General features: G+C 74.7%; 19 protein-coding genes, 3 tRNA genes and 1 pseudogene. 8 read left to right on the forward strand and 15 right to left on the reverse strand.

Annotated features, from left to right (window positions below; genetic code table 11):
• Positions 1-40: 40 nt before the first annotated feature.
• Entirely contained in the window at positions 41-1147 is a 1107-nt protein-coding gene (locus AB0G13_RS19495) for a D-alanine--D-alanine ligase family protein (RefSeq protein ID WP_357876022.1), read from the reverse strand.
• 285 nt (positions 1148-1432) lie between these two features.
• Here AB0G13_RS19495 and AB0G13_RS19500 point away from each other — a divergent pair, with 285 nt between their 5' ends.
• Complete coding sequence (locus tag AB0G13_RS19500; RefSeq protein WP_357876024.1) at positions 1433-2707, forward strand: ATP-binding protein; 1275 nt, start codon at positions 1433-1435, stop codon at positions 2705-2707.
• A 116-nt stretch (positions 2708-2823) separates the two neighbouring features.
• Here AB0G13_RS19500 and AB0G13_RS19505 read toward each other — a convergent pair whose 3' ends face one another.
• Complete coding sequence (locus AB0G13_RS19505) at positions 2824-3042, reverse strand: hypothetical protein (RefSeq protein WP_121396133.1); 219 nt, start codon at positions 3040-3042, stop codon at positions 2824-2826.
• A 278-nt stretch (positions 3043-3320) separates the two neighbouring features.
• On the opposite strand from AB0G13_RS19505, the gene AB0G13_RS19510 reads away from it, so the two are divergent.
• On the forward strand, positions 3321-4166 hold the full coding sequence (locus tag AB0G13_RS19510; RefSeq protein ID WP_357876027.1) for a helix-turn-helix transcriptional regulator: 846 nt from the start codon (positions 3321-3323) through the stop codon (positions 4164-4166).
• A gap of 4 nt (positions 4167-4170) precedes the next feature.
• On the forward strand, positions 4171-4371 hold the full coding sequence (locus AB0G13_RS19515; protein WP_357876029.1) for a DUF397 domain-containing protein: 201 nt from the start codon (positions 4171-4173) through the stop codon (positions 4369-4371).
• 173 nt (positions 4372-4544) lie between these two features.
• On the opposite strand, the pseudogene AB0G13_RS19520 reads toward AB0G13_RS19515, so the two are convergent.
• From AB0G13_RS19520 to AB0G13_RS19540, 5 genes and pseudogenes are all read right to left on the reverse strand, one after another.
• Positions 4545-4730 (reverse strand): annotated as a pseudogene (locus AB0G13_RS19520) (ROK family protein); the annotation flags it as partial.
• Between the two features lie 95 nt (positions 4731-4825).
• Positions 4826-5617, reverse strand: coding sequence for a putative protein N(5)-glutamine methyltransferase (locus tag AB0G13_RS19525; protein ID WP_357876031.1), 792 nt, complete (start codon positions 5615-5617; stop codon positions 4826-4828).
• Between the two features lie 189 nt (positions 5618-5806).
• Positions 5807-6928 carry a cystathionine gamma-lyase gene (locus tag AB0G13_RS19530; protein ID WP_357876033.1) on the reverse strand — a complete coding sequence of 374 codons (1122 nt, stop codon included), beginning with the start codon at positions 6926-6928 and terminating at the stop codon, positions 5807-5809.
• Positions 6925-7923, reverse strand: a complete 999-nt coding sequence (locus AB0G13_RS19535; protein ID WP_357876035.1) for an NAD(P)H-dependent glycerol-3-phosphate dehydrogenase — start codon at positions 7921-7923, stop codon at positions 6925-6927. Before AB0G13_RS19535 ends, AB0G13_RS19530 begins: the two co-directional genes overlap by 4 nt.
• Positions 7920-8657, reverse strand: coding sequence for a lysophospholipid acyltransferase family protein (locus tag AB0G13_RS19540; RefSeq protein ID WP_357876037.1), 738 nt, complete (start codon positions 8655-8657; stop codon positions 7920-7922). The genes AB0G13_RS19535 and AB0G13_RS19540 overlap by 4 nt, the downstream gene beginning before the upstream one ends.
• A 127-nt stretch (positions 8658-8784) precedes the next feature.
• Here AB0G13_RS19540 and cofC point away from each other — a divergent pair, with 127 nt between their 5' ends.
• From cofC to AB0G13_RS19560, 4 genes are read left to right on the forward strand one after another with little or no spacing between them, the layout of a single operon-like run.
• Positions 8785-9420 (forward strand): 2-phospho-L-lactate guanylyltransferase, encoded by a 636-nt coding sequence (gene cofC / locus AB0G13_RS19545; protein ID WP_357876039.1) that lies wholly within the window; start codon positions 8785-8787, stop codon positions 9418-9420.
• A gap of 20 nt (positions 9421-9440) precedes the next feature.
• Complete coding sequence (locus tag AB0G13_RS19550; RefSeq protein ID WP_199184673.1) at positions 9441-9638, forward strand: cold-shock protein; 198 nt, start codon at positions 9441-9443, stop codon at positions 9636-9638.
• A 53-nt stretch (positions 9639-9691) separates the two neighbouring features.
• Positions 9692-12019 carry an RNA degradosome polyphosphate kinase gene (locus AB0G13_RS19555; RefSeq protein ID WP_357876041.1) on the forward strand — a complete coding sequence of 776 codons (2328 nt, stop codon included), beginning with the start codon at positions 9692-9694 and terminating at the stop codon, positions 12017-12019.
• Positions 12020-12043: 24 nt separating this feature from the next.
• A complete protein-coding gene (locus AB0G13_RS19560) occupies positions 12044-13033 on the forward strand; it encodes an NUDIX hydrolase (RefSeq protein WP_357876043.1) in 990 nt (329 codons plus the stop codon).
• Between the two features lie 52 nt (positions 13034-13085).
• On the opposite strand, the gene AB0G13_RS19565 is transcribed toward AB0G13_RS19560, so the two are convergent.
• From AB0G13_RS19565 to leuC, 4 genes are all read right to left on the reverse strand, one after another.
• Positions 13086-15032: an endonuclease/exonuclease/phosphatase family protein gene (locus AB0G13_RS19565; protein ID WP_357876045.1), complete on the reverse strand. Its 1947-nt coding sequence runs from the start codon at positions 15030-15032 to the stop codon at positions 13086-13088.
• Between the two features lie 131 nt (positions 15033-15163).
• Positions 15164-15910, reverse strand: coding sequence for an HU family DNA-binding protein (locus tag AB0G13_RS19570; RefSeq protein WP_357876047.1), 747 nt, complete (start codon positions 15908-15910; stop codon positions 15164-15166).
• Positions 15911-16082: 172 nt separating this feature from the next.
• Positions 16083-16670, reverse strand: coding sequence for a 3-isopropylmalate dehydratase small subunit (gene leuD, locus AB0G13_RS19575; protein ID WP_357876049.1), 588 nt, complete (start codon positions 16668-16670; stop codon positions 16083-16085).
• A gap of 12 nt (positions 16671-16682) precedes the next feature.
• Positions 16683-18131, reverse strand: a complete 1449-nt coding sequence (gene leuC, locus AB0G13_RS19580; protein WP_357876051.1) for a 3-isopropylmalate dehydratase large subunit — start codon at positions 18129-18131, stop codon at positions 16683-16685.
• 49 nt (positions 18132-18180) lie between these two features.
• Between leuC and AB0G13_RS19585 the strand changes: the two genes are divergently transcribed.
• Complete coding sequence (locus AB0G13_RS19585; protein ID WP_013284529.1) at positions 18181-18867, forward strand: IclR family transcriptional regulator; 687 nt, start codon at positions 18181-18183, stop codon at positions 18865-18867.
• Between the two features lie 223 nt (positions 18868-19090).
• Here AB0G13_RS19585 and AB0G13_RS19590 read toward each other — a convergent pair.
• The 4 genes from AB0G13_RS19590 to AB0G13_RS19605 all read right to left on the reverse strand — a co-directional run bounded on the left by AB0G13_RS19590 (position 19091) and on the right by AB0G13_RS19605 (position 20585).
• Positions 19091-19163 (reverse strand) — tRNA-Glu (locus AB0G13_RS19590).
• Between the two features lie 232 nt (positions 19164-19395).
• Positions 19396-19468 (reverse strand) — tRNA-Glu (locus AB0G13_RS19595).
• Positions 19469-19602: 134 nt separating this feature from the next.
• Positions 19603-19674 (reverse strand) — tRNA-Gln (locus tag AB0G13_RS19600).
• 107 nt (positions 19675-19781) lie between these two features.
• Positions 19782-20585: a fumarylacetoacetate hydrolase family protein gene (locus AB0G13_RS19605; RefSeq protein WP_357876053.1), complete on the reverse strand. Its 804-nt coding sequence runs from the start codon at positions 20583-20585 to the stop codon at positions 19782-19784.
• Positions 20586-20899 lie beyond the last annotated feature (314 nt).

Here is a 20899-nt window from a genome sequence, read left to right on the forward strand (position 1 = left end):
AGGGCCCTTCCGCACGGCGGAGGGGCCCTTCCTCGACTCGTCAGTGCAGGCCGACGCCGCGGTGCAGGGCGGTGCGGATGAGGCGGTGGACCAGCTTCGGGTACTCCAGCCCGGAGGCCGCCCACATCCGCGGGAACATCGACGTCGGGGTGAAGCCCGGCATCGTGTTGATCTCGTTGAGGTAGACGTCCAGCTCCGGGGTGACGAAGAAGTCGACCCGGGCCAGCCCGGCGCAGTCGAGCGCGGTGAAGGCGCGGACGGCGTACTCCTGGACCTGGCGGGTCACCCGCTCCGGCAGGCCGGCGGGGATGTCGTACTCGCAGGCGGACTCGGAGTCGATGTACTTCGCCTCGAAGTCGTAGAAGTCGTAGTCCCCGACCACCCGGACCTCGGCGAGCACCGACGCCTCCGGCACGCCGCCGGCCTCGCCCTCCAGCACGCCACACTCGATCTCGCGGCCGACGATCGCGCCCTCGACGAGCACCTTCGGGTCGATCTGGCGGGCGGTGGCGACCGCCGCGTCCAGGGCCGCCCAGTCGTCGACCTTGCTGATGCCGAACGACGAACCGGCCCGGGACGGCTTCACGAACACCGGCAGGCCGAGGCGCTCCTTGTCCGCCTCGCTCAACGTCATCCCGTTGCGCAGCACCGCGTACGGGCCCACCGGGATGCCCTCGACGGCGCAGAGCTTCTTGGTGAACTCCTTGTCCATGGCGGCGGCGGAGGCGAAGACGTTCGCCCCGACGTACGGGATGCCGGCCATCTCCAGCATGCCCTGGATGGTGCCGTCCTCGCCGTAGGCGCCGTGCAGCACGGGGAAGACCACGTCGACGTCGGCGAGCGCCCGGGGACCCTCGGTGGGGTCGAGCACCATGAGCCCGTTGCCGGTCGGGTCGGCGCGCAGCACGATGTCGGTGCCGGACTCGGCGGTGATCTCCGGCAGCCGGCGCGCGTCGATCGCCAACCGGCCGGGGTCGCCGTCGGTCAGCACCCACTGGCCGGCCCGGGTGATGCCCACCGGCACCACCTCGAACTCGTCCGGGTCGAGGGCGCCGAGCACGCTGCCGGCGCTGACGCAGGAGATGCCGTGCTCCGGGCTGCGGCCGCCGAAGACGATCGCCACGCGGGTCCTGCCTGGGGTGGTCACTGCGTCACCTCTTCGTACGCGACTGCTCCGGTCGTGGCGCTCACGCGGTTGACCTTACTGTGCGTGGCGGGGGCGGGATGCCGATACCCGGGGAGAGCCGAGCGACGGCAGCAATCGGTCACAAAGGATATACGTTGCGTAACCACCCGTACGGCCGCGATGACCGTCGGTCGATGCGGTGACCGCCGCGCCGGGCCGGCCACCGCGGCCCGGCCGGCCCGATCCCGTGCGCAGCAGGAATCCGGGGCGGTGACGGCACCGGGCGCCCACTACGCTGCACGTCCTATGAGCGCTGATCCCCTCATCGAGTCCCTGTCGGCGGCCCTGGACGCCCGCCCCGACGACCTGCCGCTGCGGCTGCACCTCGCCGCGCTGCTGCTCGACGCCGGCCGGGCCGGGGAGGCGATCGCGCAGGTCGGGCAGGCGCTCGCCCGGGATCCGGGAAACGCCCAGGCGCAGGCGTTGATGCAGCGGGCGCTCGGTGGCTCCGTACCGCCGCCGCCCCCGGCGGGTCCGCGACCGCCGGCGCAGCGGCCCGCGCCGGCCGGGCCCGACGGTCCCGCCGCGACCGCCGACCAGGACCCCCTCGCGGCCTACGAGCGGGAACTGGCCGACGTCGTGCCGCCGCGGTTCGCCCGCGCCGACGACGAGCCGGAGCCGGTGGCCGGCCACTCCGACCGGGTGTACGACGTGGAGACCTCCGGCATCCGGCTGGCCGACGTGGGCGGCATGTCGGCGGTCAAGGAACGGTTGGAACTGGCCTTCCTCGGCCCGCTGCGCAACCCGGAACTGCGCAAGATGTACGGCAAGAGCCTGCGTGGCGGCCTGATGCTCTACGGCCCGCCCGGCTGCGGCAAGACGTTCCTGGCCCGGGCGGTCGCCGGGGAGATGGGCGCGAAGTTCATCTCGCTCTCCATCGTGGACGTGCTGGACATGTGGATGGGCAACTCGGAGCGGAACCTGCACGAGCTGTTCCAGGCGGCCCGCCGCAACGCGCCCTGCGTGCTCTTCCTCGACGAGGTCGACGCGCTGGGGCACAAGCGCTCGCAGGTCGGCTCCAGCTCGATGCGGACGCTGGGCAACCAGCTGCTGGCGGAGCTGGACGGGATGGAGGGCAGCAACGAGGGGGTCTTCGTGCTGGCCGCCACCAACACCCCGTGGGACGTCGACCCGGCGCTGCGCCGGCCCGGGCGGCTGGACCGGGTGGTGCTGGTGCTGCCGCCGGACGCCGAGGCGCGCCGGTCCATCCTGGAGTACCACCTGCGGGAGCGGCCGATCGCGGGGATCGACCTACGGAAGATCGTGGCGGCCACCGAGGACTACTCGGGCGCCGACCTGGCCCACCTCTGCGAGACGGCCGCCGAGTTCGCGATGGCCGACTCGGTGCGCAGCGGCGAGGTGCGGATGATCGAGCACCGGGACCTGGAGCGGGCCGTCAAGGAGGTCCGGCCGTCGACGAAGCCGTGGATGGCCACCGCCCGCAACGTGGCGATGTTCGCCAACGAGGGCGGCGTCTACGACGACCTGGTCGCCTACCTGAAGCGGCGCAGGATGCTGTGACGCCGGACGGCCCGGCGGGGCGCCGGGCCGCGCCTCCCGCCGGGCCGGGCCGCCTGCCGGGTGGGTCTTCCGCCCGGCGGGGCCGCCTCCGGTGACCCGCACCGCCCTCGGCGGCGTCAGCCGCGCGCGTGCCGCCGGCCGATGGCGATCACCTTGACCCGCTGCCGGCCGGCCCGCACCATGCCGAGCGCCATGAACGCGCCCGCGATCCGGTCCGCCGCCTCCCGGCTGCTCGCCCCGACCACCTGGCGGCGCCGCTCGGGGCAGTTGCGTTCGTCGCGGCCGGCACCCTCGGCCGGGCGGACGTCGGTGAGCACCACCAGGAACCGCGTCATCGGTGCCTGCCGGAGTGGTCGGCGCGGGCCTGTCGAGCAGTACGCACGTCGCATCCCTTCCGGCAGGCGGGCCACGGGTGTGGCACGCGGCGATCGGGTACGGGGGAGAAACCCGATCGCCGCGCGCCCCATCCCCTCCGGTCACTCACCGCCACCGTCGCCACGACAACCGGCGGTGAGGACGCGATGACAGATTGACATGTCCACAGCCATGAATGCAACTCTCATCGACGTTCTCTCATCTACACCTTCCCGTGAAGATGTGCGACGATCGATGCATGGCTCCCAAGACCGCTCGTGCCCGCCGACTGGGCATCGCGCTGCGCACCCACCGGGAAGCCGCCGGCCTGACGCTCGAGGCGGCGGCGGACGAGATCAGCAGCACCCGCAGCACCCTGTCCCGCTACGAGAACGCGCAGACGCTGGTCAGCCCAGCCACCGTGCGCGCCCTGCTCACCCTCTACGGGGTCGGCCCCGACGAGGTCGCCGCCGCCGTGCAGCTGGCCAAGGACGCGCGCAAGCCCGGCTGGTGGGTGTCGTACTCGTACCTGCTGGACCGGCGCACCATCGACTTCATCGCGCTCGAGGCCGAGGCGACGGGGATCGCCAACTTCGAGCCGTCGGTGGTGCCGGGGCTGCTGCAGACCGCCGACTACATCCGGGGCGTGATGCGGGGCGGCCCGCACACCCTCGGCGACGACGAGGTGGAGCAGCGGGTCCAGTTCCGGCTGGACCGGCAGCAGCGGCTCGTCGGTGACCAGCCACCGATCCTCGACGCCATCATCGACGAGGGCGCGCTGCTGCGGCCCGTCGGCGACCGGTCGGTGATGGAGGCGCAGCTGCACCACCTGGTCAAGATGGGCGAGCTGCCAAACATCACGGTCCAGGTGATCCCGCTCGCCGCCGGCTACCACCGGGGCACCCGGGGCTCCCTGCACATCCTGGAGTTCCCGGACCCGGAGGACCCGATCATCGCCTCGGTGGAGACGGTGGCCGGGCAGATGGTCCTCGACCGACCGGGCGACCTGCGCACCTGCACCAAGATCATGGAGCACCTGCGGACCGTCGCGCTCAGCCCGGCGGACAGCCGCGACCAGCTCCTCCAACTCCTGAAGGGACGGTAGGACCATGACACCGACGAGCAACGCGGCGCTGGCCGTGGCGCGGTGGCGCAAGAGCAGCCGCAGCGGCGACGAGGGGGCGTGCGTGGAGATGGCGGTGCTCCCGGGGACGGTCGCCGTCCGCGACTCCAAGGACCCGTCCGGTCCCGCGCTGCTCTTCCCGCCGGCCGCCTGGGCCGCCTTCGTCGGGGCCCCGCCCGGACACTGACCCCCCCTCCGGGGGCGCCGGCGCGCCCGCTGACCACGTCGCGCCGGCGCCCCGCCGGCGGCGGTCCCACCGTTGGGAGCCGGTGGGGCCGTCGCCCGGCGGGGTCAGCCCGCGACCACGGGGCGGGGCGCGGGGCCCGCGCGCAGCGCCGACCCACGGGGCACCCCGGTCAACGCCAGCACCCCGTCGAACGCGCGGGCCAGCGCCTCGATCGCCGCCGTCGGACCGGCGCGCACCTCGCTCGGGTTCTCCACCAGCCCGTCCACCAGGAACCGGCCGTCCACGGTGAGCACCGTGGCGTTGTTGCTGGTGCCGCCGTTGTCCAGCCCGACGACCACCGGCACGTCCGTACCGCCCACGACAACCGCCTCCCGCCGCCACGCCTGACGTGAGGCTAGTTCCCCCTCCCTGCCCCCGCCAGGTCGCGCCCGCCGCCGGACCGGCAGGGCGGGGGTCAGGCCGGGCGGCGGGCCGTGACGGCGGTGGCGTCCCGGTCGTCGTCGCGGGTCACCGTGGGGTGCAGGCCCACGGCGGTCAGCACCGCGCGGAGCGCGTCCAGCTGCGTCTCCCCCGCCTCCACCACCAGGTGCCCGCCCGGTGCCAGCCAGCGCGCCGCGCCCTCGGCGACGCGGCGCAGCACCGCCAGCCCGTCCGGTCCGCCGTCGAGGGCCACCGGCGCCTCGTGCAGCCGGGCCTCCGGCGGCATCAGCGCCACCGCCGCCGTCGGCACGTACGGGGCGTTGGCCAGCACCAGGTCCAGCCGGCCCCGCCAGCGCACCGGCAGCGGGTCGTACAGGTCGCCCTGGAAGACCGGGACGGCCAGCGGACCCAGGTTGCGCCGGGCGCAGGCCACGGCGGCGGGGTCCACGTCGGCGGCGGCCAGCCAGCGCGGCGCGAGCCGGCGGGCCAGCGCCACCGTGGTGGCGCCCGAACCGCAGCACAGGTCCACCACGGCCGCCGCCGGCCCGGTCACCGCGACGGCGACGTCGACCAGCAGGGCGGTACGCGCGCGCGGCACGAACACGCCGGGGTCGACGGCGATCCGCTCGCCGCAGAACTCGGCCCAGCCGAGCACGTGCTCCAGCGGCAGCCCGGCGGCCCGGCGCTCGACCAGGCCGGCCAGCGCCTCGGCCGAGTCGGCGGCGGCGATCAGCAGCTCCGCCTCGTCCTCGGCGTAGACGCAGCCGGCGGCGCGCAGCCGGTGCACGAGGGCGGGCCGGTCGGGGCGGAAGGGGAAGACGGTCATGGGAGAACCTCCGGGAACGCTCGTCGACGCTCCCGGCCCGCCGGAGTCAGCCGGCGTGGCGTCGGAGGGGAGCGTCGGTCCTGCCTGTCGGGTGGATCGGACTCACCTCCTCCGGTCGGGCCCGGCGCGGGCCACGGACGGCCCGGCGCGGACCACCGTCACGATAGCCCGACGGCCGGCGTCGGGCGCTCAGCGGCTGGCGTCCAGCGCGGCGGCCACGTCGGCGACCAGGTCGACGGCGTCCTCGACCCCGCAGGAGAGCCGGACGAAGCCGGGCGGGGTGTCGTCGCCCCACTGGGCCCGCCGGTCGGCGGTGGTGTGCAGGCCGCCGAAGGAGGTGGCCGCGGCGACCAGCCGGGCCGCGTCGAGGAACCGCGCCACCCGCCCGGCGTCGCCGAGGTCGAAGGAGAGCACCCCCGGGATCCGTCGCATCTGGATCGACGCCACCGCGTGGGCCGGGTCGCCGGGCAGCCCCGGCCAGCGCAGCCCGGTCACGTCGTCGCGCCCCGCGAGCAGCTCGGCGAGGGCCCGCGCGTTCGCGGTCTGCCGGGCCAGCCGCAGGTCCAGGGTGGCCAGCGACCGGTGCGCGAGCCAGGCGTCGAACGCGCCCGGCACCGCCCCGGTGGCGTTCCGCCAGGCGGTGACCGCGTCCCGCAGCTCGGCCGAGCGGGTCGCGACGTAGCCGAGCAGCAGGTCGGAGTGCCCCGTCAGGGCCTTGGTCCCGGAGGCCACCACGACGTCGGCGCCCAGGTCGAGCGGACGCTGCCCGAGCGGCGTGGCCGTGGTGTTGTCGACCGCGACCAGGGCGCCGGCGGCGTGCGCCCGGGCGGACAGCGCCGCCACGTCGGCGACGTCCAGGCCGGGGTTGGCCGGGGTCTCCAGCAGCACCAGGCGTACGCCGTCGAAGGCCGGGTGCGGGCCGGCGGTCGGGGCGAGGAGCACCCGCACCCCGACGCCCTCCAGCGTGTCGGCGGCGAAGGCCCGGACGGGGAAGTATCCGTCCGACGGGAGCACCACGGTGTCCCCCGGCCTCAGCACCGCCAGCAGCAGCCCCGTGATCGCGGCCTGCCCGCTGGCGAAGACCCGGCACTCGCCCCCCTCCAGCTCCCCCACCGCGGCCTCCAGCAGCCGCCGGGTGGGGTTGTCGGGCCGGCCGTAGCCGTCGGGCGCCGCCGCCGGTCCCGCCCACGGGTCCAGGTGGTACGGCGCGGCGAACACCGGCCCGGGCAGGAACGGCTGGCCGGGAGCCGGCTCAGGCAGGCCGGCGCGTACGCAGCGGGTGCCGTCCTGGTGCTCGGTCACGTCGCTCACTCCGGCTTCGTCGTCCGGCTCATCAGGGCCTCGACGGCGAGCCGCGGGTCCATGCCCTCGTGGCAGACCAGCTCGACCTGCTCGGTGATCGGCATCTCCACCGCGTGCGCCCGGGCCAGGTCGCGCAGGGCCAGCGCGCTCTTGACGCCCTCGGCGGTCTGCCGGGTGGCGACGCGGGCCTCCTCCAGGGTCGCGCCCCGGCCCAGGTGCTCGCCGAAGGTGCGGTTGCGGGCCAGCGGCGACGAGCAGGAGGCGACGAGGTCACCCATCCCGGCCAGGCCGGCGAAGGTGAGCGGGTCGGCGCCCAGGGCCACCCCGAGCCGGGCCGTCTCGGCCAGTCCCCGGGTCACGAGCATGGCCCGGGTGTTGTCGCCGAAGCCCATCGCCACGGCGATGCCGTACGCCAAGGCGATCACGTTCTTGACCGCGCCGCCCAGCTCGCAGCCGATCACGTCGTCGTTCGTGTACGGGCGGAAGTAGGGCGTGGTGATCGAGCGCTGCACCAGCGTCGCCCGGTCGGCGTCGGTGCAGGCGACCACGGTGGCGGCGGGCTGCTCGGCGGCGATCTCCGGGGCCAGGTTGGGGCCGGAGACCACCACCACCCGGTCCGCGGCCACCCCGGCGGTCTCCACGATCACCTCGCTCATCCGTTTGGTGGTGCCGAGCTCGATGCCCTTCATCAGCGACACCAGGGTGGCGTCCGGGTGCAGGTGCGCGCTCCACTCGGCCAGGTTGCCGCGCAGCGTCTGCGACGGCACGGCCAGCACCACCAGCTCCGCCCCGGTGATCGCCTCGACGGCGTCCCCGGTCGCCGTGACCCGGGACGGCAGCAGCACGTCCGGCAGGTACTCCGAGTTGCGCCGCTCGGCGCGGATCGTGTCGGCGACCGCCTGCCGGCGGGCCCAGACGGTGACGTCCCGACCGGCGTCGGCGAGGATCTTGGCGAACGCGGTGCCCCACGAGCCGGCACCCAGGACCGCGACGTGCCCGCTCACGCCGCCGCCTCCGGTCGCCGCCGCTCGCCGGCCGGGCGGGCCGTCCGTTCCCACAGGGGTGGCGGGGTGCCGCCCCGGATCTCGCCGAGCATGTCACGAAGGCGCAGCATGATGGTGTCGGTCATCTCCTCGAGGACGGCCTTCGTCGGGGTCGACCCGGCCCACCGGCTCAGGTCGACGGGCGGCCCGGCGACCACGGTCACCGGGATCCGGGGGCGCGGGTTCAGTCGGGCCCGGCGCGGGTCGAAGATCCGCTCCGGCCCCCACATGACGACCGGGACCACCGGCGCCCCGGTGGCGAGCGCGAGCCGGGCGGCGCCGGTCTTGCCCTTCATCGGCCACAGGTCCGGGTCGCGGGTGATGGTGCCCTCCGGGTAGATCACCACCGCGCCGCCCTGGTCGAGCGCGGCGACGAGGTGCTCCAGCGACCGCACCGCGTCCACCGTGTTCCGCTCGACCGGGATCTGCCGGCAGCGGTGCAGGATCCAGCCGATCACCGGGACCCGGAACACGCTGGCCTTGCCGAGGAACTGCGGCCAGCGGCCGGCGTCGTAGATGAAGTGCGCCGCGACGAGCGGGTCGGCGTGCGAGACGTGGTTCGGCACGATGATCACGCCGCCGTCGCGGCGCAGGTGCTCCATGCCGCGCCAGGTGCGCCGCGTCCAGACGGTCATCACGGGCTTGACCAGCACCACGGCGAACCATTGCCAGAACCCCAGCCTCCGCCGTGTCACCGCGCCTCCTCGTGCCGCCCCGACCCGCACCGGATCCGCACCCGGTGACGCCCGCAGCGGAAATCATGCCTGCTCGACCCCGGTCCGGCCAGAGAGGGTACCGCCGTGCGGCTGGCAGGATGGCGGTGTGAGTCAGCCGAGGTGGACCGTGGTGGTGCCGGTGAAGCGCCTCGCCGCCGCGAAGAGCCGACTGCGGGGGGCGCTGCCGGCCGTACCGCACGAGGAGCTGGCGCTGGCCCTGGCCGCCGACACGGTCGCCGCGGTGCGGGCCTGCCCGGCGGTGGCCGGGGTGCTGGTCGTCACCGACGACGCCCGCGTGACCGAGGCCGCCCGCCGCGCGGGCGCCCGGACGCTGCCCGACACCCCCGCCGCCGGGCTGAACGCCGCCTTCCGGCACGGCGCGTCGGCTGCGGGCGGTGGCTGGGTGGCCGGGCTCACCGCCGACCTGCCCGCGCTGCGCCCGGCCGAGCTGGCGGCGGCCCTGCGCGCGGCGCGGGCCGCGCCCACGGGCGTACGCGGGTACGTGGCCGACGCCCCCGGCCAGGGCACCGTGCTGCTGGCCGCGCCGCCGGGCGTGCCCCTGGACCCCCGCTTCGGGCTCGGCTCGGCCGCCGCGCACGCCGCGAGCGGGGCGCTCGCGCTCACCGGGGACTGGCCGAGCCTGCGCCGGGACGTGGACACCGCCGACGACCTGGCCGCGGCGGCCCGACTCGGGCTGGGGCCCCGCACGGCCGTGCTGGCCGCCGCCGGCTGCCCGGCCTGAGGGCGTGTAGCGTGCGGGGCATGCAGGGCACGGTGGCCACCTACGACGCGGCGACCCGCAGCGGGACGCTGCTCCTCGACGACGGCACCGAGCTGGCCTTCCCGGCTCGGGCGTTCGACGCCTCCGGCCTGCGGCTGCTCCGCCTCGGCCAGCGGTTGCGCGTCGAGACCGACGCCGCCGGCGAGGTCGTCCGGGTGACATTGCCGACGATGGCCTGAGCGGCTGGTCGAAGTTCATTTTGCGTTAACCGCAGCCGGGTGATTATGGGCGGGTGAGCACCCCTCGCAAGCACCCCGCCAACCGACCGCACACCGATCCGGCCGCACCCCGCAACGGCGCCCGGTCCCGGGGCGCCGACGGCCGCTTCCACGCCGACGGATCCGCCGGAGTCCCCGGGACGGAGGCCGCCGGGACCGACGCGGCGAGCGCCTCCGCCGGTCTGGAGGAGGTGCTGGACCCGGTGCCCGGCCCGCCCGCCGAGGCGGCGTCGCCGCAGCCGGCGCCGGACCTCGGGGACGAGCCGCCCGCGGCGGAGCCGCTGCCGGAGGACCGCTTCCTCAACCGGGAGCTCTCCTGGCTCGACTTCAACGCCCGGGTGCTGGCGCTCGCCGAGGACCCGCGCACGCCGCTGCTGGAGCGGGCCAAGTTCCTGGCCATCTTCGCCAGCAACCTCGACGAGTTCTACATGGTGCGGGTCGCCGGGCTGAAGCGCCGGCTCCAGGCCGGCCTGCCGGTACGCGGCGGGGACCGGATGCCGCTGCGCACCCAGCTGGAGCTGGTCGCCGGGAAGGCCGCGACGCTGGTGGCCCGGCACTCGGCCTGCTTCACCGACGAGGTGCTGCCGAAGCTGGCCGCCGAGGACATCCGGATCCTGCGCTGGGCCGACCTGGACCACCCCGAGCGGGAACGGCTGCGCGCGTACTTCCGGGAGCAGATCTTCCCGGTGCTGACCCCGCTGGCGGTGGACCCGGCGCACCCCTTCCCGTACATCTCCGGGCGGTCGCTCAACCTCGCCGTGGCCGTCCGCGACCCGGACGGCGGCTCCGAGTACTTCGCCCGGGTGAAGGTGCCGAACAACGTGCCCCGCTTCGTCCGGGTGCACCGCGACCTGCCGGGCGTGCGGATGCTGCCGGTGGAGGACCTGATCTCGGTGCACCTGGGGCAGCTCTTCTCCGGCATGCGGGTGGTCGAGTGCCACCTGTTCCGGGTCACCCGCAACGCCGAGGTGGAGGTCGACGAGGACCGCGACGAGGACCTGCTCCAGGCCCTGGAGCGGGAGCTGGCCCGGCGCCGGTTCGGCCCGCCCGTCCGGCTGGAGGTTGCCGCCTCGATCTCCGAGCACGTGCTGGAGCTGCTCGTCCGCGAGCTGGACATGCACGACCAGGAGGTGCTGCGGGTGCCCGGCCTGCTCGACCTCTCCGCGCTCTGGCAGCTCTACAACGAGGCCGACCGGCCGGACCTGAAGGATCCGCCGTTCGTGCCGGCCACCCACCCCCGGCTCACGGAGGGCGAGGTGCCGCGCAGCGTCTTCGCGACCCTGCGCGACGGCGACATCCTGGTCCACCACCCGTACCACTCGTTCGCCACCAGCGTGCAGCGCTTCATCGAGCAGGCCGCCGCGGACCCCGACGTGCTGGCCATCAAGCAGACGCTCTACCGCACCAGCGGCGACTCCCCGATCGTGGACGCGCTCGTCGACGCGGCGGCCGCCGGCAAGCAGGTGGTGGTGCTGGTCGAGCTGAAGGCGCGCTTCGACGAGGTCGCCAACATCGGCTGGGCGCGCACACTGGAGCGCGCCGGCTGCCACGTCGTCTACGGCCTGGTCGGGCTCAAGACGCACTGCAAGACGGCCCTGGTGGTACGCCAGGAGGGCAACCAGATCCGCCGCTACTGCCACATCGGCACCGGCAACTACCACCCGAAGACCGCCCGGCTCTACGAGGACTTCGGCATGCTCACCGCCGACCCGGAGATCGGGGCCGACCTGACCGACCTGTTCAACGTGCTCACCGGCTACAGCCGGCAGACCGCGTACCGCCGGCTGCTGGTGGCGCCGCAGGGCATCCGCAGCGGACTGATCGAGCGGATCGAGCGGGAGATCGCGCACGTTCGGCTGGGCATGCCCGGGCTCGTGCAGATCAAGGTGAACTCGCTGGTCGACGAGGAGATCACGGACGCGCTCTACCGGGCCTCCCGGGCCGGCGTCCACGTGGACCTGGTGATCCGAGGCATGTGCACGCTGCGACCGGGGGTGCCCGGCCTGTCGGAGAACATCCGGGTCCGCTCGATCCTGGGCCGGTTCCTGGAGCACTCCCGGATCTTCCGGTTCGGCAACGACGGCGACGCCGAGTTCTGGATGGGCTCGGCCGACCTGATGCACCGCAACCTGGACCGCCGGGTCGAGGCGCTGGTGCGGGTGAGCGACCCGGTCGCCCGGGCCGAACTGGACCACGTGATGACCGCCGCGATGAGCCCCGACGTGGACGCGTTCGAGCTGGCGCCGGACGGGACCTGGAGCCGGCGTACCGGCACGGCCGGGGAGCCGCCGGTCCACCTCCAGGACTTGCTGCTGCGTCGCGTCGGTGGCACGGCGGGCTGACCGGTACCCGCATAGGCTGACCTGATGCTGGATGAGCGGGACGCGGCGGGCCCCGGTCGGGGCTGGCCGACCGGGGTCCCCGACACGACGCCGCCGATCCGGGCGGCGGGCGGTGTCGTGTGGCGGCCCGCCGACGACCCCGGGCCGACCGCGGGGTCGCCCCCCGGGGGCGTGGACGCCGCCCGTGCGCCGCGCGGCGGGGTGCTGGTCTGCCTGGTGCACCGGCCCCGCTACGGCGACTGGTCGCTGCCCAAGGGCAAGCTGGAGCGGGGCGAGCATCCGCTGCTCGCCGCCGTCCGGGAGGTGGCCGAGGAGGCCGACGCCCGGGCGGTGCCGCAGGTGCGGCTGCCCACCGTGCGCTACCGCAGCGAGGGCCGTCCGAAGGTGGTCGACTACTGGTCGATGCGGGCGGTGGCCACCGGCGGCTTCCAACCGGCCACCGAGGTCGACGATGTGCGCTGGCTCGGCGTGGACGAGGCGATCCGGCTGGTCAGCTACCCGCACGACGCCGAGGTGCTGGCCGCGTTCGCGGCCCTGCCGACGGTCACCGGGACGGTGGCGGTCGTCCGGCACGCCCACGCCGGCAAGCGGGCCACCTGGTCCGGCCCGGACACCGGCCGGCCGCTCGACGCCCGGGGCTGGGCGCAGGCCCACGCGCTCGCCCCGCTGGTGGCCCTGGTCCGCCCGGTACGCCTGCTGTCGGCCTCGGCCCGCCGCTGCGTGCAGACCCTCGACCCGGCGGCGGCCCTGCTCGACCTGCCGATCGAGGTCGACGGCGACCTGGACGAGCCGCGGCCGGGCCAGCAGCCCGACGAGTGCGCGCTGGCCGCCGCCGCCCGCCTGGCCGCGCTGGCGGCCACCGGCGAGGCGGCGGGGGTGTGCAGCCAGGGCAAGGTGATCCCGGGCGCCCTGGCCCGGCTCAGCGGGCGGCCGGACGACTTCACCACCCCGAAGGGCGGCGGCTGGCTGCTCGCCTTCACCGGCGACCGCCTGCTCGCCGTCGACCGCCTCTGACGGTGCGGGCCCGGGGGCGGATCGCCGCCGAGCGACCCGGGCGGGCGGCGGGTCAGGCCGGCGGCAGGGTCAGGGTCACCGCGACCGGCAGGTGGTCGCTGGCCGTCCCGGGTGGGGCCGCCGCGTCGCCGGCCGCCAGGTCGGGCGTGACGAGGACGTGGTCGATCTGCTGGCGCGGGGCGTCCGCCGGGCTGGTCGGCAGGGGCCGGGCGGCGGCCAGCGCGTCGACCAGGCCGACCCGGGTGAACTCGGCGAACGCCGGGTCGCCCGGCTGGGTGTTCAGGTCGCCGGCGAGCACCAGGGGCCGGCCGGCCGCGTACCGGACGGCGAAGTCGGCGACCGCGCGGGCCTGGACCACCGGGTCCTCGCCGGGCGGCGGTTGCAGGTGGGTGGCGACCACCGCGAGGCGGACGTCCTCGCTGAAGTCGATCGTGATGCCGAGGGCCTGCGCCCCGGTGGGCGCGCCGACCGCCGGCAGCGGCCGGGTCCGCGCCGCGTCCAGGGGCCACCGGCTCAGCACGGCGTCGCCCCAGAGCGGGTCGGCGGCCGGCGCGAAGACGTACGGCATGTCCAGCCGCTCCGCCAGCAGGTCGAGCGTGTCGTGGCCGCCGTTGAGCAGCCAGCCCCGGTCCACCTCGCTGAGTGCCACGACGTCGGCCCCGGCGACGGCCCGCGCCAGCGCGTCCGGGTCGAAGCGGCCGTCGATCCCGAACCCCATCCGGACGTTGTACGCCGCCACCCGCACCGTCTCCGGCGGCCCGTCCCGGTTGGTGGCGGACAGCAGCTCGTCGCTCGCGATCGCGGCCACCAGCGTCAGCACGGCGGCCGAGGCGGCCGTCCACACCGGCGGCAGCGGCGAGCGGAGCGGGCCCGGGGTGGGTCGGGTCGCCAGGGCGACGGCCGCGACCAGCACCGCCACCGCCACCGGCACCCCGGCGTTGGGGTGACCGAGGTCGTAGGCGGCGTAGTACGCCACCGCCGCGACGGCGAAGACAAGCATCCCGGCGACGGCCGCGTACCCGCGTCGCCCGGCCGCCCGTGCCGCGTCCTGCCCGGCGCGCCCGCCGCCGTCCACGGCCGGGGCTGCGGCGTCGTCGGCGACCCGGCCGTCCGCCGCGCCGGCCGACGCCAGGCACGCGCCGAGACCGACGGCGGTGAGCAGGACGGCCGGCAGCAGCAGTTCCCCGCGTTCGAGGGCGACGAGGACCGCTCCGCCGACCAGGGCCGCCGGCCCCAGCCACCGCCAGGCCCCCCGGCGGGGCGACGCCAGCGCGGCGAGCAGGAAGCCACCGACCGCCACGGCGAGCGGGGCGGGGCCGAACAGCGGCACCGTGGCCACCCCCACCTCGTCGGCGGGGTCCGAGCGCAGCAGACCGAACTGGTACGACGTCGCCGTCCGGGCGACCGCCGGGGAGAGCGCCACCATGCCGGCGAGCAGCAGTGCCGGCCCGACCAGCAGCCAGCTCCGTACGCCGCCCGTCCCCGCCGGCGGCGCGGGCCGCGCCTGCCCCGCCAGGAAGAGGCCCGCGACCACGACGGCCAGCAGCCACGCCGGCCAGTCGCCGAGGAACGCCGAGCGGTACGTGTCGAGCGCCGTGTGCAGGAGGGCGCCGACCGCCAGCCCGAGCGCCAGCCCGGGCACGGGGCGGTCGGTGCCGGCGGCGGCACCGGCGAGCCATACCAACCCGGCCAGCAGCCCGGCCGTGGCGAGCCAGAGCTGGAGCCGCCCGCCCGGCTGGCCGTTGACGGCGAGCCGCGCCACGACCAGCAGCACCGCGGCGACGAGCGTGACGGGGCGGGCGCCGACCCGGCGGACCAGCGCGGGCGCGGCCAGGGCGAGCAGGAACCAGCCGAACGCGAACGCCCCCAGCAGCTCGGCGGGGGTCGAGGCGGCCTGCCCGAAGATGGTGATGACCGCCGGCAGGAAGACGCGCAGCACGTCGACCAGGAGCACGACGCCCAGGGCGAGGGTGACAGTGGGGAAATGGCGGTAGCGCACCGGGGCTGCCTTTCGCCGACCGGAAGGGGTGCGGCGATTCTGCGGGGGCGACACAGTCCCGGTCAACGGTCGGGGCGGACACGGCGAAGGGCGCCCACCGGCCGGTGGACGCCCTCTTCGTACCGCTCGGCTCAGCGCTTGGCCGCGGCCTTCTTGGCCGGCGCCTTCTTCGCCGCCGCGCTCTTGCTCGCCGCCGCGGCGGTCTTCTTCGCCGCCGTGGCCTTCGTCGCCGCGGTGGTCTTCTTCGCCGGGGCGGCCTTGGTGGTCGCGGTCTTCTTCGCCGCGGTGGTCTTGGTCGCCTTCGCCGCGGGGGCCTTCTTGGCCGCCGTGGTCGCCTTGGCCCCGGCCGCCTTCGCGCCCGCCGCCTTGGCTCCGGTGGCCTTGGCTCCGGTGGCCTTGGCTCCGGTGGCCTTGGCCCCGGTCGCCTTGGCTCCGGTGGCCTTGGCTCCGGTGGCCTTGGCCCCGGTGGCCTTGGCCCCGGCCGCCTTCGCTCCGGTGGCCTTGGCACCCGTCGTCTTGGCCGCCGCGGTGGTCTTGGCGGCGGCCGTGGTCTTGGCGGCGGCCGCCGTGGTCTTCTTCGCCGCCGCCGTGGCCTTCGGCACCTTGCCGCTGGCCACCATCTCCTTGAATCCGGCGCCGGGACGGAAGGTCGGGACGGATGTCTTCTTGACCTTCACCGCCTCGCCGGTCCGCGGGTTGCGCGCTGTTCGGGCGCCCCGGACGCGCTTTTCGAACGCTCCGAATCCGGTGATCGCCACCTTCTCGCCCTTGGTGACCGCCGCCTGGACCTCAGCGAGGACCGCGTCGAGCGCGGCCGTCGCCGTCTTCCGGTCCCCCAGGCGAACGGCGAGCGCCTCGATGAGCTCGGCCTTGTTCACGACTTCCTCCCGATTGTGCAACTGACTCGACGCGAGCCATTCTGCGCGCACGGTATGCCCTGTGCTGCCGGGACACAAACATTCGGTCGAAAAAAGCCCTTGTGTCGTAACGGATTCGCCCCCGCCGGTGAGACCGGCGGGGGCGGAAACCGCTGTGGGATCGGGCGTACGGCTAAGCGACCGAGGGCAGGAACGGCGGCCGGGTGGCCTCGAAGGCGCTGATCTCCGTCTCGTGGCGGAGGGTGAGTCCAATGTCGTCCAAGCCCTCCAGCAGCCGCCAGCGGCTGAAGTCGTCCAACGGGAACGACCAGGTGGCCTCTCCGACCCGCACCTCGCGGGCGGTCAGGTCGACGGTGACCGGGGTGGTCGGGTCGGCCTCCACCAGATCCCAGATCTCCTCGACCGCTTTCAATTCCAGCTCGACCGGGAGCAGACCCTCCTTGAGCGCGTTGCCCCGGAAGATGTCGCCGAAGCGGGGTGAGATCACGGCCCGGAAGCCCCAGTCGCGCAGCGCCCAGACCGCGTGCTCCCGGGAGGAGCCGGTGCCGAACTCGGGACCGGTCACAAGAATCGACGCACCGGAATGGGCGCGATCGTTGAGCACGAATTCCGGGTCCTCGCGCCAGGCGCTGAACAAGCCGTCCGCGAAACCGGTCCGGGTCACCCGCTTGAGGTACACGGCGGGGATGATCTGATCGGTGTCCACATTGGACCGCCGCAGCGGCACGGCGGTGCCCGTGTGGGTGGTGAACCTCTCCATCTGGGTGCCCTTCTACAGGTCGGCGGGAGCGGCCAGCCGGCCCGCCACGGCGGTGGCGGCGGCGACCGGCGGGGAGACCAGGTGGGTGCGTCCGCCCCGGCCCTGGCGGCCCTCGAAGTTGCGGTTGGAGGTCGAGGCGGAGCGCTGGCCCGGCGAGAGCGTGTCCGGGTTCATGCCCAGACACATGGAGCAGCCGGCGAAGCGCCACTCGGCACCGGCGTCGGTGAAGACCTTGTCCAGCCCCTCCGCCTGGGCCGCCTCGCGCACGGCGGCGGAACCGGGCACCACCAGCATCCGCACCCCGTCGGCCACCCGGTGCCCTCGCAGCACGTCGGCGGCGGCCCGCAGGTCCTCCAGCCGGCCGTTGGTGCAGGAGCCGACGAAGACCACGTCGACCGCGAGGTCCCGCAGCGGGGTGCCGGGGCGCAGGTCCATGTACTCCAGCGCGCGCCGGGCGGCGGTCCGCTCGGCCTCGGTGACGAACTCCTCGGGGGCGGGCACCACCGCGCCCAGCGGCGCGCCCTGACCCGGGTTGGTGCCCCAGGTGACGAACGGGGTGACCGCGCCGGCGTCCAGGGTCACCTCGGCGTCGAAGGTGGCGCCCTCGTCCGTGGGCAGGGTCCGCCACCAGTCGACCGCCGCGTCCCAGTCCGCGCCCTTCGGGGCGTTCGGCCGCCCCTTCAGGTACGCGAAGGTGGTCTCGTCCGGCGCGATCATGCCGGCCTTGGCGCCCCACTCGATGGACATGTTGGCGATGGTCATCCGCCCCTCCATGGACAGCGACCGGATCGCCTCGCCGCGGTACTCGACGATGTGCCCGCGACCGCCGCCCGTGCCGACCTGGGCGATCAGCGCGAGCACCAGGTCCTTGGCGGTGACCCCCGGGGCGAGCTGCCCGGTCACGTTCACCGCCATCGTCTTCGGCCGGCTCTGCGGCAGCGTCTGGGTGGCCAGCACGTGCTCGACCTCACTCGTGCCGATGCCGAACGCGAGCGCGCCGAACGCGCCGTGGGTGGCGGTGTGCGAGTCGCCGCAGACGATGGTCATGCCGGGCTGGGTGACGCCGAGCTGCGGGCCGATGACGTGCACGATGCCCTGGTTCTCGTCGCCCAGCGGGTGCAGCCGGACGCCGAACTCGGCGCAGTTGCGGCGCAGCGTCTCGATCTGGGTGCGCGAGGTGGGGTCGGCGATGGTGAGCAGGTCGCCGCGCCGCAGCTGGAACGACGGGTCGGCGTACCCCGTCGGGGTGTTGTGGTCCTCCGTCGCGAGCGTGAGGTCGGCGCGACGCACCCGGCGCCCGGCGAGGCGCAGCCCGTCGAAGGCCTGCGGGCTCGTCACCTCGTGCAGCAGGTGCAGGTCGATGAAGAGCAGATCGGGCTCGCCCTCGGCGGACCGTACGACGTGCGCGTCCCAGACCTTCTCGGCCAGGGTCCTCGGCTCGGTAGTAGTGACTCCCACCATCTGGACATCCTAAATTCTGGGAGGTAAGTTTCGGCTTGTGGGACACAGTATGAGCGGTGTCGGCGTTCTCGACAAGGCGGTGGTCATCCTGGCCGCCTGCGTCGACGGCGCCAGCCTGGCCGAACTCGTTGAACGCACCAAGCTGCCCCGGGCCACCGCGCACCGGCTGGCGCAGGCGCTGGAGATCCACCGGATGCTGGTCCGGGACACCCAGGGGCGCTGGCGTCCCGGCCCGCGCCTGGGTGAGCTCGCCAACGCCGCGCCGGACGTGCTCCTGACGGCGGCGGAGCCGCTGCTGGCGGCACTGCGGGACGCCACCGGCGAAAGCGCCCAGCTCTACCTGCGCCGCGCCGACGAGCGCATCTGCGTGGCCGCCGCCGAGCGGGCCAGCGGCCTGCGGGACACCGTGCCGGTCGGCTCGGTGCTGCCGATGACGGCGGGCTCCGCGGCGCAGATCCTGCTCGCCTGGGAGCCGCCCGAGGCCGTGATGCCGCTGCTGCCCCGGTCGAAGTTCACCGGCCGCACCCTGGCCGAGGTACGCCGCCGGGGCTGGGCGCAGAGCGTCGCCGAGCGCGAGGCCGGTGTGGCGAGCGTCTCGGCCCCGATCCGCGACCGCACCGGTCGGGTCATCGCCGCGATCAGCATCTCCGGCCCGATCGAGCGCCTGGGCCGCCGCCCCGGCGAACGCCACGCGATGGCCGTGGTCCGAGCCGGCCAACGCCTCTCCGGCCTCTGACCCCCCGCCCCACCCCACCCCACCCCGCCTCGCCTCGCCTCGCCTCGCCTCGCCTCGTCCCGGTGATCATGAGGTTGGCGGCGGAGATGATCTCCCGCACTCCCGCCAACCTCATGATCACCGGCGCTTGAGCGTCAGGGCCGGGGGGTGCGGGGGCACGGAGGGCCGGGGGTGGAATGCGGAACGGCCCGTCCCACCGGGGTGGGACGGGCCGTTCCTTCTGTAGCCCCGACCGGATTCGAACCGGCGCTACCGCCTTGAGAGGGCGGCGTCCTGGGCCGCTAGACGACGGGGCCAAGACTTCACTGCTTCCACCGCCCTTCCGAGCGGTGCCGCTGTAGTCTAGCGGCGTCCCCTCCGGGGCGGAAATCGGGGCGACCGACACCGGGCGGCACGCGACCGGGACACCCACTGGGGCACCGGGACCGGGCGACCGACCGGTCGGGCCGCCCGCAAGGGCGACGGCGCGGGCGCCGGACATGCGAAACGGCCCGCCCCACCGGAGTGGAACGGGCCGTTCGAGTGTCGTAGCCCCGACCGGATTCGAACCGGCGCTACCGCCTTGAGAGGGCGGCGTCCTGGGCCGCTAGACGACGGGGCCAGAACTTGCTTGCGGCACCGCTCTGCCGAGCGGCGCCGCTGGACTCTATCAGAGAGAACCCCGATCCCCTGACGGGAACCGGAGTCGTCTCCTACGAGATCCAGCGCCCGAGGCTCTCGCGAACCTCGGCTGCGCTGGGGTACCAGGACTCGAACCTAGACTAACTGAACCAGAATCAGTCGGGCTGCCAATTACCCCATACCCCATTGGCCCCTTGCGGTGCCGGGAGCAAACTTTACCCTCCCGGCGCCGGCAGGCCAAATCGAGCCCCCCAAACCGCCCCTGAACTGCGGAAACGGGGCCTCGACGCGGATCAGGCGACGGGCACCACCGGATTGGCCAGCTCCCCGATCCCCTCGATCCGCACGGTGACCGTATCCCCGTCCACCAGCGGGCTAACCCCCGCCGGCGTGCCGGTGAGCACCACGTCGCCGGGCAGCAGCGTCATCACGTGCGAGACGTACGACACCAGGGCCGGCACGTCGAAGACCATGTCGCTGGTCCGGCCGAGCTGGCGGACCTCCATCTCCTCCGGGTTGCGACCCACCTCACAGCGGATCTCCAGGTCGCGGACGTCGAGCCCGGTGGTGATCCACGGCCCGATCGGGCAGAACGAGTCGAAGCCCTTGGCGCGGGTCCACTGGCCGTCGGAGCGCTGGAGGTCCCGGGCGGTGACGTCGTTGGCGCAGGCGTAGCCGAAGATGGCCCGCTCCGCGGCGGCCCGGTCGGCCCGGCGGGCGCCCGGCGCGCCGATCACCACGGCGAGCTCGGCCTCGTGCTCGACCTGCTTGGAGAAGATCGGCAGCCGGATCGCGTCGCGGGGCCCGATCACGGAGGTGGACGGCTTGAGGAAGAGCAGCGGCTCCTTCGGTACCTCGCTGCCGTGCTCGGCGGCGTGCTCGGCGTAGTTGCGGCCGACGCAGACGACCTTGCTGGGCAGGATCGGCGAGAGCAGGCGGACGTCCGACAGCGCCCAACGGGCACCGCTGAAGGTGATCTGGCCGAACGGGTGGCCCTCGATCTCGGCGACGGTCAGGCCCTGCGGGCCCGCCTCCGGCTCGCCCTCGACGACCCCGAACGACATTCCCTTGGCATGAGCAAAACGAGCGATACGCACCAGGCCAATCTAGCCCCGGCGACCCGCGCCCCGGCCGAGGCGGGAAGGTGGCGCACCGGACGGCCGGCGGTGCACCCGGAACCCGGGGAGGGCGCGCACCCTACGCCACCGGCCGTTCGCGGGGGCGGAGTTCGCGACTTCGTACCCGCCCGGCGTCGCCGCGCCCCTAACGTCGGCTCCGGAGGTTCGTTCGTATGCCTGCATCGACACGACACCACAGGGCCCTCGCAGTGTTCGTACACTGCCTCGGCACCGGCCCGCCCAGCACCGCCCAGCCGGAGGCGTCGTCGACCGCTTCGGCCTCCTCGGCCTGC

Origin of the sequence: Micromonospora sp. NPDC023633 (assembly GCF_040640035.1) — a bacterium.
Taxonomy (GTDB): domain Bacteria; phylum Actinomycetota; class Actinomycetes; order Mycobacteriales; family Micromonosporaceae; genus Micromonospora.

Excerpts from the sequence above, each read along its gene's own strand:
- AB0G13_RS19500 (WP_357876024.1), top strand. The coding sequence starts at position 1,433 with ATGAGCGCTGATCCCCTCATCGAGTCCCTGTCGGCGGCCCTGGACGCC.
- AB0G13_RS19505 (WP_121396133.1), bottom strand. The coding sequence starts at position 3,042 with ATGACGCGGTTCCTGGTGGTGCTCACCGACGTCCGCCCGGCCGAGGGT.
- AB0G13_RS19510 (WP_357876027.1), top strand. The coding sequence starts at position 3,321 with ATGGCTCCCAAGACCGCTCGTGCCCGCCGACTGGGCATCGCGCTGCGC.
- AB0G13_RS19515 (WP_357876029.1), top strand. The coding sequence starts at position 4,171 with ATGACACCGACGAGCAACGCGGCGCTGGCCGTGGCGCGGTGGCGCAAG.
- AB0G13_RS19525 (WP_357876031.1), bottom strand. The coding sequence starts at position 5,617 with ATGACCGTCTTCCCCTTCCGCCCCGACCGGCCCGCCCTCGTGCACCGG.
- AB0G13_RS19550 (WP_199184673.1), top strand. The coding sequence starts at position 9,441 with ATGCAGGGCACGGTGGCCACCTACGACGCGGCGACCCGCAGCGGGACG.
- AB0G13_RS19560 (WP_357876043.1), top strand. The coding sequence starts at position 12,044 with ATGCTGGATGAGCGGGACGCGGCGGGCCCCGGTCGGGGCTGGCCGACC.
- leuD (WP_357876049.1), bottom strand. The coding sequence starts at position 16,670 with ATGGAGAGGTTCACCACCCACACGGGCACCGCCGTGCCGCTGCGGCGG.
- leuC (WP_357876051.1), bottom strand. The coding sequence starts at position 18,131 with ATGGTGGGAGTCACTACTACCGAGCCGAGGACCCTGGCCGAGAAGGTC.
- AB0G13_RS19585 (WP_013284529.1), top strand. The coding sequence starts at position 18,181 with ATGAGCGGTGTCGGCGTTCTCGACAAGGCGGTGGTCATCCTGGCCGCC.